The organism is Thiolinea disciformis DSM 14473, assembly GCF_000371925.1.
Taxonomy (GTDB): domain Bacteria; phylum Pseudomonadota; class Gammaproteobacteria; order Thiotrichales; family Thiotrichaceae; genus Thiolinea; species Thiolinea disciformis.
Map to the genome: position 1 here is coordinate 37564 of NZ_AQVE01000010.1, position 12501 is coordinate 50064.

10 protein-coding genes and 1 tRNA gene are annotated in these 12501 nt (G+C 45.2%); 5 read left to right on the forward strand and 6 right to left on the reverse strand.

Annotated features, from left to right (window positions below):
* Positions 1 to 4: 4 nt before the first annotated feature.
* A complete protein-coding gene (ybeY, locus tag A3IE_RS0109565; protein ID WP_020395396.1) occupies positions 5 to 484 on the reverse strand; it encodes an rRNA maturation RNase YbeY in 480 nt (159 codons plus the stop codon).
* Positions 481 to 1479 carry a PhoH family protein gene (locus A3IE_RS0109570; protein ID WP_020395397.1) on the reverse strand — a complete coding sequence of 333 codons (999 nt, stop codon included), beginning with the start codon at positions 1477 to 1479 and terminating at the stop codon, positions 481 to 483. Before A3IE_RS0109570 ends, ybeY begins: the two co-directional genes overlap by 4 nt.
* Before the next feature lie 230 nt (positions 1480 to 1709).
* On the opposite strand from A3IE_RS0109570, the gene A3IE_RS0109575 reads away from it, so the two are divergent.
* The gene (locus tag A3IE_RS0109575) at positions 1710 to 2855 is read left to right on the forward strand and encodes an FIST signal transduction protein (protein WP_020395398.1); all 1146 of its coding nucleotides are present in this window, start codon (positions 1710 to 1712) and stop codon (positions 2853 to 2855) included.
* On the forward strand, positions 2845 to 4752 hold the full coding sequence (locus A3IE_RS0109580) for a response regulator (protein WP_020395399.1): 1908 nt from the start codon (positions 2845 to 2847) through the stop codon (positions 4750 to 4752). The genes A3IE_RS0109575 and A3IE_RS0109580 overlap by 11 nt, the downstream gene beginning before the upstream one ends.
* A gap of 46 nt (positions 4753 to 4798) precedes the next feature.
* Here A3IE_RS0109580 and A3IE_RS0109585 read toward each other — a convergent pair.
* Positions 4799 to 4882: transfer RNA gene (locus A3IE_RS0109585), tRNA-Leu, on the reverse strand.
* Between the two features lie 97 nt (positions 4883 to 4979).
* Here A3IE_RS0109585 and queA point away from each other — a divergent pair.
* Positions 4980 to 6002 carry a tRNA preQ1(34) S-adenosylmethionine ribosyltransferase-isomerase QueA gene (gene queA / locus A3IE_RS0109590; RefSeq protein WP_020395400.1) on the forward strand — a complete coding sequence of 341 codons (1023 nt, stop codon included), beginning with the start codon at positions 4980 to 4982 and terminating at the stop codon, positions 6000 to 6002.
* A gap of 241 nt (positions 6003 to 6243) precedes the next feature.
* Positions 6244 to 7065: an SH3 domain-containing protein gene (locus A3IE_RS0109595; protein WP_020395401.1), complete on the forward strand. Its 822-nt coding sequence runs from the start codon at positions 6244 to 6246 to the stop codon at positions 7063 to 7065.
* Positions 7066 to 7133: 68 nt separating this feature from the next.
* Here the strand turns inward: A3IE_RS0109595 and folD are convergent, their stop codons facing one another.
* From folD to ppsA, 3 genes are read right to left on the reverse strand one after another with little or no spacing between them, the layout of a single operon-like run.
* The gene (gene folD, locus A3IE_RS0109600) at positions 7134 to 7988 is read right to left on the reverse strand and encodes a bifunctional methylenetetrahydrofolate dehydrogenase/methenyltetrahydrofolate cyclohydrolase FolD (RefSeq protein ID WP_020395402.1); all 855 of its coding nucleotides are present in this window, start codon (positions 7986 to 7988) and stop codon (positions 7134 to 7136) included.
* A gap of 56 nt (positions 7989 to 8044) precedes the next feature.
* Complete coding sequence (ppsR, locus tag A3IE_RS0109605; protein WP_020395403.1) at positions 8045 to 8878, reverse strand: posphoenolpyruvate synthetase regulatory kinase/phosphorylase PpsR; 834 nt, start codon at positions 8876 to 8878, stop codon at positions 8045 to 8047.
* Between the two features lie 8 nt (positions 8879 to 8886).
* A complete protein-coding gene (gene ppsA / locus A3IE_RS0109610; RefSeq protein WP_020395404.1) occupies positions 8887 to 11268 on the reverse strand; it encodes a phosphoenolpyruvate synthase in 2382 nt (793 codons plus the stop codon).
* Between the two features lie 289 nt (positions 11269 to 11557).
* On the opposite strand from ppsA, the gene A3IE_RS0109615 reads away from it, so the two are divergent.
* Entirely contained in the window at positions 11558 to 12469 is a 912-nt protein-coding gene (locus tag A3IE_RS0109615; protein ID WP_020395405.1) for a LysR family transcriptional regulator, read from the forward strand.
* Positions 12470 to 12501 lie beyond the last annotated feature (32 nt).

Here is a 12501-nt window from a genome sequence, read left to right on the forward strand (position 1 = left end):
AATATCAATCAATCAAATAAGGATTAGGAATATTGAGGTCGCGCAAAATATCGAGTTCACGCAACTCCATCAACTCCCGTTCCGTCTCATTAATATGATCATACCCCTGCAAATGCAAGAGGCCATGCACCACTAAATGTGCCCAATGCTGTTCGAGTACTTTGCCCTGCTCTTTAGCTTCACGCTCAACCACGGCTTTGCAAAGTACCATATCCCCTAAATAATCAATTTCTAGCTCGTCTTCTTCTTGTACATCCTGCAAATCAAAGTCCGGCTCATAGGGAAACGATAGTACATTGGTAGGATAATCTTTGCCGCGAAATTGTAAATTTAGTTGCTGGCTATCTTCTTCATTCACAATCCGAATGACCACCCCTGCATCACTTTCATCCAACCAAGCAGCACGCGCCCAGTGCGTAAAATGTTGCTCTGAAGGAAGCGCTGTAAAATCATAGGGATTTTGCACTTGCACCAATAAGGTCATGTGTTAGGCTCGTTCGTTTGATGTTTTTCATAAGCCGCGACAATCCGCTGCACCAAAGCATGGCGTACCACATCACGCCCTTCGAAATGGCTAAAACTAATGCCAGGCACATCTTTTAGAATCGTCATAACATGCTTTAAGCCCGATAACTGCTGGCGTGGTAGATCAATTTGCGTAATGTCTCCTGTGACTACCGCTGTCGAACCAAAACCTAAACGTGTGAGGAACATTTTCATTTGCTCAACCGTCGTATTTTGCGCCTCATCTAATAGAATAAAGGCATCATTTAAGGTACGACCGCGCATATAAGCCAGTGGTGCCACTTCAATCACATTGCGCTCAATTAATTTATTAACCTTCTCAATGCCCAACATTTCATATAAAGCGTCATACATAGGGCGCAAATAAGGATCAATTTTTTGGCTTAAATCACCAGGTAGAAAACCTAATTTCTCGCCCGCTTCAACCGCAGGTCTGACTAACACCAAACGCCTTACTTCATCGCGTTCTAGTGCTTCGACCGCACACGCCACCGCTAACCATGTTTTACCCGTGCCAGCAGGGCCAATACCGAAACTCACATCATGGGTGCGAATGTGGTGAATATATTGCGCCTGCATATCGCCTTTGGGCTTAATATAACCCTTGCGCGTGCGAATCCGAATGTCATCGTACTTGGCAGCGTTGGGCTTTTTATCAAGATTAGCTTCTTGCATGAACAAATGAATATGTTCGGGAGCAAGAATGGCAGTCCGCGTTTCTTCATACAAATCACGCAATAAATTAATGGCGGTTTGTACCGTATCAGGCTTACCTTTCACGCTAAATTGATGACCACGATTGTGGATTTCAATACCTAAACGATCTTCAATTTGGCGTAGATGTTTATCGAATTGCCCGCTTAAATTCATCAGGCGCTCAGTGTCGACAGGCGTTAATTCAAACTGGACAGTCGTTCTGTCAGTTGCTGCCAGCGGTTTTTCAACAGTAGTCAAATTGATTTACAATTCCTATAAGCTATTATTTCAGTATAGACCATGTTCTAGGTCGAAGAAAGAAACTGACTAGCACAGACTTTCTTAGCCACAGCTCCCAGTAAGTAATAACCGATAAAAGGAACTACTTATTTTAGTGGAGTGTGAAATAATAGTTCATTAAAACCTAGTCTTGTGCTAAGTTTTTGTTAACTCATTTATGATAAAAATAACAATAGGTTAAGCACAGCATGGAAACTTTAGTATCCTGCTACACTCACAGTACTGGCTGGCAACCAGCCCTACCTTCCGCGCTGGATTCTGAACAAACCCTCGTATTGGTTTTCGGTCCTGCTGAGTGGAATGACTATCAAAACGCCTTCTTTGATATAAAACAACATTTTCCTAAAGCCATTGTCGCGGGCTGTTCCGGTAATGGGCAAATTCTGCATCATGCCTTACATGATCAAGCCCTTGTGGTTTCCATTACGCGCTTTGAAAAAACGCAGCTACGACTTGCACAAAGTAGTTTTGATAATCGCCAAGAGTCATGGCGCATGGGCTATCGCCTAGCCAGTGACTTGGATGAAAAAGACCTCAGCGCTATTTTCGTCTTAAGTGACGGTTGGTCGACGAATGGCACCGATTTAACCAATGGCCTTTATGCTGCACTCGGACGCACTATTCCAATTGCAGGGGGTTTATCCGGAGGCTTTCCTACTCATGCTTCGACATGGGTCATCAAACAAGGCATTCCACATGAAAAAGCCGCTTGTGCCATTGGATTTTATGGCAAACAGATAGGCTTTTTAAGCCAAGCACGCCATGGCGCACGCCCTTTTGGCCCACAACGCACCATCACCTATGCACACAACAATAAATTATTTGAGATGGATGGGACTTCCGCGTTAGATATCTATGAAGAATATTTGGCAGAACAAGCCAAAATTTTCGAACATGAATGCGTCAAATTTCCATTACTCATGCAAGAGCAGGACAGTACTGAACCGGTTATTCGCACACCCTTAGCCGTTGACCGCCAAACAAAAACTATTATTTTTGCTGGTGACCTATCGAATAACAGCACCGTGCAGCTGATGTATGGGGGCGTGGATAATTTACTCGATGGTGCTGAGGAAGCAGCTATCCGTTTAGCGGCTCGTTTGCCCAATCCGACGCCTAAGACTTTATTATTACTCGCAGTCAGTTGTGGCGCTCGGCGTGTAATTTTAGCAGAAGATACTGAAGCGGAATTAACGAATACGATTGAAGCCTTCCCGCCCAATACAAGCCAAGTTGGCTTTTATTCGCATGGCGAAATCTCACCGCGCTCTGAAACTGGCGTAAGTGCTCTACATAATCAAACAATGACACTAACGGTACTCTATGAGCAGTGATTCTGAGCTTGCCAACAGCGCTGAAACGCCCGTGACGCAACGCGAACTCCACAAACGTTTACAGGTACAATGTCGCAAATCACAGGTATCTTGCGAACGACTACCGGATAATCTTGAAAATTGGCGTCATTTTTTACATATCGTTAATCGGACTTACGAAAGTAATACCGAGGCGCAAAGCTTGTTGGAGCGATCGCTAGAAATTTCGTCGCGCGAAATGAATGAAGTGCACGAAAATCTACGCCGTGAAAGCGAGCAACGCATTGAAGCTCTGCATCAGACTGAGCAAAAAACTCGCTTCATGACCAATATGAGTCATGAATTACGCACGCCGATTCATGGCATTTTAGGCTCTCTTGAAGTCTTACGCGAAACCAGTTTGACCGAGCATCAACGCTTATTCGTTGATACCGCTTATTCGTCGTGCGAAGCCATGCTCGATCTCGTCAAGAATATTCTCGACTTCACGCGGATTCGCTCTGGCAGTTTAGTCCTAGAGAATAGCGAATTTTCGCCGCGCGAAATGCTGGAAAATATTAGCCAGTTAATGACCACGTTGGCGCGTGATAAAGCTATTGAAGTTCTATGTTTTATCCCTGAAGACATTCCGGAAAAAGTTAGCGGTGATCCCGCCCGCATTCGACAAATTCTGCTGAATTTATGCAGTAATGCGGTTCAATTTACCCAAAAGGGTGAAGTTTTTGTGGGGTTGGAAATTCTTGATATTATTGATCATCAAGTCACCCTACGCTTTGAGGTGCGCGACAGTGGTTGTGGTATTCCTGTGCAGCAGCATGACAAGATTTTTGAATTCTTCATGCATACTGACGATGCTATAGGTCGCAAAAATGGCGGTGCTGGTTTGGGCTTAGCAATCGCTAAAGAACTCACCGAAATGATGCATAGCACGATCAAATTTGAAAGCACGCCGAACGTGGGTAGCCATTTCTGGTTCGATCTCAAACTGAATACGATTGAGCACTATACCGAACCCAATGAAGATCTTCAGGCTATTAAAGGACGTTATATTTTGGTGGTGGATGACAATAAAACGCACCAATTTATTCTGCGCAACTATTTAAAATCGTGGAAAGCTAATCCGATTATAGCCGGCAGCGGACTTGAAGCCCTGCAAATGATGCGCAATAGCATTACGTTAAATGAACCGTTTTATGCAATTTTACTCGATTGGTCGATGCCTGACATGGATGGGCTGACGTGGGCTAGAAGTGTGCGCTCTGATCATCATTATGATCACATGCCGATTATTTTAATGGCACCACCTACTTATCAACACTCTGACAGCACCGGCGTCCAAGCCACGATTTCCAAACCCGTGCGTACCTCAGCCTTAAAAAAATTACTCCTGCAGAATTTAGGTAAGCAATCCGATTTGCCAGAGTTTGAGCTGATTACGAAGCCCATAATCCCAACGCACGAACCCGCGATTTTGTTAGCCGAAGATAATCCGGTGAATGCCTTAATCGCTACCACGATGCTTGAAGGTTTAAAATATCGCATTGATCATGTCGTGAATGGCAAACAAGCCTTTGATGCAATGACCCAATATCCTTATCACTTGATTCTGATGGATATTAATATGCCAGAAATGAATGGTTATATGGCGACTGAGGCTATACGTGAATGGGAAAAAGGGAATGGCTTAAGTCAAGTGCCTATTTTGGCCCTCACGGCCAATGCTTTACAGGGAGATTTTGAGAAGTGTATTAAGCTAGGCATGAATGACTACTTGCCAAAGCCGGTGAAAAAAGAAGAATTACTGCATTTGGTTAAACATTGGTTGGAAAAGTCACCCTACAACCGTGCTGTTAATCCAGCCCCTAGTCAAGCACCCACTAAGGAACGTGACGCACTATCATTCGTGCAGTTCGCTTAATACAAAAAAGCCTTGAACGATTTTACATTCAAGGCTTTGAAAGATGTGCCGAGGGCGAGACTCGAACTCGCACACTGTTACCAGCGGCGGATTTTGAATCCGCTGCGTCTACCAATTCCGCCACCCCGGCAAGGTGTGAAGGCCGCCATTCTACCGTTTTTTTTGCATTTGAAAAGTCTTTTACAACGCATTCCGCGATTTTTTCTAGCGTGCTATGATGCGCACCTATGCAATTATCTGACTTCGATTACGTATTACCGCCTGAACTTATTGCTCATGAGCCGCTTGCCGAACGCTCAGCCAGCCGCTTGCTCTCAGTCAGTGCAAGTAAAAAATCCTTGAAAGATCAGAGCTTTACTGACTTACTGGACTTAATCCAGCCAGAGGATTTATTAGTATTTAATAACACACGCGTCATTCCAGCACGTTTGTATGGGCAAAAAGCTAGCGGCGGAAAACTTGAAATATTAGTAGAGCGTATTCTAGATGAGCACCATGTGTTAGCGCATATTCGTGCTAGCAAATCCCCCAAAATCGGCACTTGCCTCGTCTTAGAACAGCAACTTGATGCAGAAGTTATCGCACGCCATGACGATTTATTCAAATTACGCTTTCACAGTGACTACCCAGTTTTACAAGCCTTGGAGCGTTATGGGCATATCCCTCTGCCGCCTTATATTCAACGGCCTGATGTATTAGCAGACCGCGAACGCTATCAAACCGTATATGCCCAACACCTTGGAGCCGTAGCGGCACCAACGGCGGGTTTGCATTTTGATCAAGCGCTACTGAATGCCTTGGCGGCAAAAGGCGTACAAAGCGCTCATGTGACCTTACATGTAGGTGCGGGCACTTTTCAGCCAGTACGAGTCGCTAATTTAGCCGAACATATTATGCACGCTGAATACGCCGAAGTATCACCCGCCACATGTAATGCGGTTGCTGCCTGTCGCGAACGACAAGGCCGAGTCATTGCAGTCGGTACGACCTCAGTACGCAGTTTAGAAAGCGCTGCCCAATCAGGATCACTACAAGCCTTCGCGGGTGACACGCGTCTTTTTATTACACCTGGTTATACGTTCAAGGTCGTTGATGCCATGGTGACGAATTTTCACTTACCTCAATCAACGTTACTCATGCTAGTTTCCGCTTTTGCCGGAATCGACCTTATTAAATCTGCTTATATTCATGCCATTCATCAGCGCTACCGCTTTTTTAGTTACGGTGATGCCATGTTTATTACCGCTTAACGATTAAATAATTATCCCTATCGCTGGTTTTGGTGTGAGTTTTTTACAACATATAGTATGCTATTTGTTGTGAAATTATCGTGGCGACCGATACAAGTTGTGCAATTCCTGACTACACTTTAGAGGGAAAGGCAAGTCGTTAATGAAATGTTAAACTCCCCCCAATGTTTCATTGCTTGTTGCTGTTTGAAAATGGACGCCCGTTAATGCGGTCTTTAGCCAAATCCCTGAGGAAATTTTCATGAAAAACCCCTTATTGAAAATCATATTACCCGCTGCATTAACCAGCCTATGCTTATTTGCTAGCGCTTTAGTGAGTGCAGCGCCGCTGACTTTACCGGCCGATAGCTCGAAGATTTACCAAGTTTCTGGCCGCAAGCCGGGCGATGTGCTCAAAATGTATGCGAAGCCGGGTTCTGACATCGTGGTCAATATTCCTCACAATGCCACATGGCTAGTGCGTCGCAATGCGCAACAAGAAGCTAATGGCACGGTTTGGGAAAAAGTAAGTTGGGATAATCAGACAGGTTGGGTGGACTCTAGCTCTTTAAAGTATGACCCTGAAGCCACTGAAATCGCACGCGCACGCCGCGAATGCTTAAATAACCCAGCTGTTACCGACAAAATGTGCTGTGGTTATCCAGAAACGGCGAAAGGTGTACCCTTCCGCTCTGTGCCTATCTATTCTGTTAAGCAATTGAACGCCGGTCAAAGCTTAATTATGTACAAAGAACAAGCGGATTCAGCGATTGCCGTTGAGATTCCACACAATGGCACTTGGGTCACTAAATTAGGCAAAGTCGCTAAAGGTGGCAAAGTTGAGTTCGAACTGGTGCGTTGGGCTGGTCAAAACGGCTGGGTCAATAATGAATATTTAGTACTTGACCCTGAGAAAACAAAAGAAGGCGATGAAAAACGTCGTCGTTGCAGCGGTGGTAAAGAATTATTACCAGCCGCACAATCAGATGTTGTCTGCTTACCCGCCTCTGTCATTCGCCGTTTACGTGAAAGTGGTGCATTAAGCGAAGATGTATTGCGTAAATTAGCTCAGCAACCCAAATAATTAATCAAAACAATAAATAGGCGGTACGCATAACATAAAAAGGCATCCTTGCGATGCCTTTTTGCTAATTAGAATGGGTTTTTCTCACACGCCTGCAGCGTATTATACATTAGCATAGCGACCGTCATGGGCCCTACGCCGCCCGGCACAGGCGTAATCCAAGCGGCTTTCTCTTTGACGGACTCATAGTCCACATCACCGACTAATCTACCCGTGGCGAGACGATTAATCCCTACATCCAGAACCAAGGCTCCCTCTTTTACCCAATCTGCGTTCACTAAGCCCGGTTTACCGGCAGCGGCTACCACAATATCCGCTTGGCGTGCTAAAGCAGCACTATCTTTTGTAAAACGATGACAAACCGTAACCGTAGCACCACGTAATAATAGTTCTAGTGCCATTGGACGACCGACAATATTTGAAGCACCCACAATCACGGCATGTTTACCCTTAACAGCAATGCCTTCGGACTCAATAAGCTTCATCACACCATAAGGCGTACAAGGCCGCAAACCCGGAATACGTAACGCTAATTTGCCAACATTAGTAGGGTGAAAACCATCGACATCCTTGCCTGCATCAATACGCTCAATGACTAAAGAAGCATCAATATGGGCGGGTAAAGGCAACTGAATTAAGATGCCGTCAACGGTATGATCCGCATTTAATTTATCAACGATTTTTAATAATTCGAATTGCGTGGTCTCGGCGGGTAAATCATAAGAACGTGATTCAATCCCCACTTCATGACAAGCATTACGCTTGTTACGCACATAGACTTGGGAGGCAGGTTCACTACCAATGAGAATCACCGCTAAACCAGGGGGACGTTTACCTTGAGCCAAACGCGCATCGACCGCAGCCTTCACTTGTTCGCGTACCGTTGCGGCAACTTTTTTGCCATCAATAATCTTTGCTGTCATGCGCCATCCTTCGTTTATCGAATAGATGGCAATTTTGGCACGCAAGCTAGCGCCTGTCACCGTCCATATAATTGACGTTTCAAACCACTACGTTTCAGAATAGTGGTACTGATTTCCTCAATCGAGATATTGGTGGTATCAATATAAGGAATTTGACAAGCTCTGTATAAAGCATCCTGCCATTGTAATTCTTGGCGGCAGCGCTCTAGGGACGCATAAGGGCTGTTCGGACGACGTTCTTGGCGAATACGTTGCAACTGCTCCGGACTAAGGGTTAGGCCAAATAATTTATTACGATACGCGTCTAAAACTTTAGGCAAGCTAAGCTGCTCCATATCCTCCTCGGTCAAAGGATAATTTGCAGCCGCAATGCCATACTGGAGCGCCAAATATAAGCAAGTCGGCGTCTTTCCAGAGCGCGATACCCCTATCAAGATAATATCCGCATCACCAAATTGTTTGGTACTGACACCATCGTCATTGGTTAGGGTGAAATTAACCGCATTAATCCGGCTGAAATAAGAAGGCGTATTTTGCATACCATGCGAACGCCCGACCACATGCGCCGAAGGCTGACCTAACTCCGTCTCCATCGACCCCAAAAAGGTGCTGAAGAAATCGTATACCACGCAATTAGATTGCTTAATCACTTCCAAAATTTCGGGCTGCACCAAGGTACTAAATACCAAAGGCCTCACCCCTTCTTGTTCCGCTAATTGATTGATATTTTGCGCGACTTCCTGCGCTTTTTCGACGGTATCTAAAAACGGCACGCTGTTTTTAACCCAGTCGATGCCGTCGAATTGCGTCAGCAGACTATGCCCGAGCATTTCAGCGGTAATACCGGTTCTATCCGACAAATAAAATACCGAACGCTGCTGACGACTCATCGCTTACCTCAAGCCGATTTAGACATACTGGCCAAATGCAACCATGTACTCACTACGGTATCAGGGTTGAGTGAAATACTATCAATACCCTGCTCCAATAACCAAGCGGCGAAATCAGGGTAATCGGAGGGTCCTTGTCCACAAATCCCGACATATTTGCCCTGCTTCTGACAAGCCTTAATCGCCATGCCTAATAATTTTTTCACTGCCAGATTACGTTCATCGAACAAATGCGCGATTAAACCCGAGTCACGATCCAAACCTAAGGATAATTGCGTCATATCGTTCGAGCCAATGGAGAAGCCGTCAAAATACTCAAGAAACTCGTCCGCCAAGACTGCATTAGAGGGCAACTCGCACATCATAATTAGCCGTAAACCATTTTTACCGCGCTCTAAACCTTGAGTGGCTAATAAATTCACGACTTGCTGTGCTTCTTCCAAGGTACGGCAGAAAGGCAACATGACTTCAACATTCGTTAAGCCCATGGTTTCACGCACATAACGTAAGGCACGGCACTCTAGCTCAAAGCAATCGCGGAAAGATTCAGACAAATAACGCGATACTCCCCGATAACCAATCATCGGATTTTCTTCGTGCGGCTCATAACGCTTACCGGCTAAAAGATTGGCATATTCATTCGATTTAAAGTCAGACATGCGCACGATGACAGGCGCAGGATGAAAAGCAGCCGCTAAAGTCGCAATACCTTCCGCCAGCTTCTCTACATAAAAGCTCACTGGATCAGCATAGCCAGCCGTGCGCTGTTGGATTTCTTGTTTTAGTTCATCCGGCAAATCACTAAAGCCCAATAAGGCTTTGGGATGAATGCCAATAATATTATTAATGATGAATTCAAGACGCGCTAAGCCAACACCCGCATTCGGCAAACGTGAGAAAGCAAACGCACGCGAAGGATTGCCGACATTCATCATAATTTTGACGGGTAGTTTAGGTAAATTGCCTGTATCGGCGCTAAGGCGCTCAAAATTCAATAAACCGGCATAAATAAAGCCCGTATCACCTTCTGCACAAGAAACGGTAATTTCATCGCCATTTTTAATGCGCTCGGTAGCATCACCGCAACCCACGACCGCCGGAATACCCATTTCACGTGCGATAATGGCTGCGTGGCAAGTACGTCCGCCACGATTAGTCACAATCGCTGAGGCACGTTTCATAATGGGTTCCCAATCGGGATCGGTCATATCAGTCACTAAAACATCGCCGGGCTGTACTTCGTGCATTTGGCTAATGCTATGAATAATGCGTGCTTTGCCTCTGCCTATCTTCTGACCAATTGCCCGACCTTCTACCAAGACTTGGCTTTTGCTGGCTAATTCATAACGTTCTACCGTTGTGCTACTCGCACGACTTTCTACCGTCTCCGGACGAGCCTGAACGATGTAAAGCTTGCCATCGGCTCCATCCAGTGCCCACTCAATATCCATTGGGCGACCATAATGCTTTTCAATAATCAGCGCTTGACTGGCTAAGGACTCAACCTGTGCATCCGTTAAACAAAAACGATTACGACGCTCAGCCTCTACCTCGCGGGTTAAAGTGGCGCGATTGTGCGCTCCTTCACTGGCTGCATAGATCATTTCAATCGCTTTTGCACCCAAGCGACGTGATAAAATAGCAGGGCGCTGGGCGACTAAATTGGGCTTGTAAACATAAAATTCATCGGGATTGACCGCGCCCTGCACCACCGTTTCACCCAAGCCATAAGCCCCCGTGATAAATACCGCATCACGGAAACCCGACTCCGTATCAAGCGTGAACATTACACCACTGGCACCGAGATCACTGCGTGCCATTTTTTGCACACCGGCGGATAAAAACACCTTTTCGTGATCAAAGTGCTGATGCACACGATAAGCGATGGCACGATCATTATACAAAGAAGCAAACACTTCCTTAATCGCGGCAATGACATTATCCAATCCACGTACATTCAAAAACGTTTCTTGCTGGCCTGCAAAAGAGGCATCGGGCAAATCTTCAGCGGTAGCAGAGGAGCGTACTGCAAAAGAAGCCGCATCACCTGAACCAGCTGCTAATTTTTCATAAGCCTGTTTGACAGCACTCAATAAAGCGGGTGGCAAAGCGGCATTCATTAACCAGCCACGAATCGTTTTACCAGCGTCAGCCAAAGCCTGAATATCATCCACATTCAAACTTTTTAGTAATTTATTAATACGCGTGTCTAAACCATCCGCTTGAATAAAGTCACGATAAGCCTGTGTGGTTGTCGCAAAGCCATTGGGCACACTGACGCCCTTGCTGGATAAATTGCTAATCATTTCACCCAAAGACGAGTTTTTACCGCCGACAATGCCCACGTCATGCATTCTCAGTTGGTCGAACCACAAAATATAATCAGCCATCGTGAAGTTTCCTCCGTCGAAACCGGATTTAGAAGAAGTATTTAGGCAGGTAGAGTATCGAAAAATCAGCAAGTCTGCATCGATACGCGTCAAATAGGTAGGTAAAAAAAGAGCGGCATCCGAAAGAACGCCGCAAGCACCACAGTTAGCATGAGATAAACACCGTTGTGTCGATGTTTAGTGCGCGAAGCTTAACAACAAATAACCATAATTTTAAAATCAATTGTTTTAATTTTTACTATTGAATGACACAATACTTGAATATCCCAAGTTAATTTAAGTATTAGGCATGGCCACACACTATTACAAACAAGCCCCTTACAAATTACTTAAAACTTTTTCAATCGTGGCGCAAAAAGAAAATATTACTTATGCGGCAGAGGCATTGCATATCAGCCAACCCACTGTTTCTTTACAAGTACAAGCGTTAGAACGCGAAATGGGGGTGGCACTATTAGAAAGGCGTGGCCCTAGCGTACGCTTAACGCCCGAAGGAAAAATACTTTATCAATTAGTACAGCCACTTACCTCGGGCATTGATAATCTGCGCGAAACCTTTGCGGCGAGTCTTGGCAAAATGGAAATGGGTGAATTACATATTGCGGCGGGTCAGTCGACTTCACTTTATATTCTCCCCGATTTTATAAAGCGCTTTAAAAAATCCTATCCCGGGATTCGAATACATTTGCATACTGTCGAAGGCCAAAGCGGTATGAAACTATTATTAGAAGATCAAGTCGATTTGGCGATTGGTCCTTTATTGCAAGTGCCTGAACATATTATTTATCGCCCCTTTGCCACTTTTCATTCTATATTAATAGTACCCCAAAACCACCCATTGACCCGCCACTCGACGGTGACCCTTCAAGATATTAGCCCTTACGGTTTGATCCTGCCGCCCAAACAGCAAAGTACTTGGCGCATGGTAGATACCGTATTCCGACAACATAATGTGCCTTATAAAGTGAGTATGGAGGCTGGGGGCTGGGAAATCGTGAAGCAATATGTGGAAATGGGGCTGGGCGTGTCTATCGTCACCGATGTCTGCTTAACCGGCAAAGAAAATATTGTCGCTATTTTAATGGATGCTTACTTTCCTTCACGTCAGTATGGTCTGATTGTACGTAAGGGCAAGTTTTTTACGCCTCAAGCGAAGCGTTTTATCGAAATGTTTGATCCTAGATTTTTTGACCCAGATTAAAATCATCCGACAAACGCCTGAGCAGTGCCTAA

Bases quoted from the DNA above. Each gene is read 5' to 3' on its own strand.
- ybeY (WP_020395396.1), bottom strand. From the start codon at position 484: ATGACCTTATTGGTGCAAGTGCAAAATCCCTATGATTTTACAGCGCTT.
- A3IE_RS0109575 (WP_020395398.1), top strand. From the start codon at position 1,710: ATGGAAACTTTAGTATCCTGCTACACTCACAGTACTGGCTGGCAACCA.
- A3IE_RS0109580 (WP_020395399.1), top strand. From the start codon at position 2,845: ATGAGCAGTGATTCTGAGCTTGCCAACAGCGCTGAAACGCCCGTGACG.
- queA (WP_020395400.1), top strand. From the start codon at position 4,980: ATGCAATTATCTGACTTCGATTACGTATTACCGCCTGAACTTATTGCT.
- A3IE_RS0109595 (WP_020395401.1), top strand. From the start codon at position 6,244: ATGAAAAACCCCTTATTGAAAATCATATTACCCGCTGCATTAACCAGC.
- folD (WP_020395402.1), bottom strand. From the start codon at position 7,988: ATGACAGCAAAGATTATTGATGGCAAAAAAGTTGCCGCAACGGTACGC.
- ppsR (WP_020395403.1), bottom strand. From the start codon at position 8,878: ATGAGTCGTCAGCAGCGTTCGGTATTTTATTTGTCGGATAGAACCGGT.
- ppsA (WP_020395404.1), bottom strand. From the start codon at position 11,268: ATGGCTGATTATATTTTGTGGTTCGACCAACTGAGAATGCATGACGTG.
- A3IE_RS0109615 (WP_020395405.1), top strand. From the start codon at position 11,558: ATGGCCACACACTATTACAAACAAGCCCCTTACAAATTACTTAAAACT.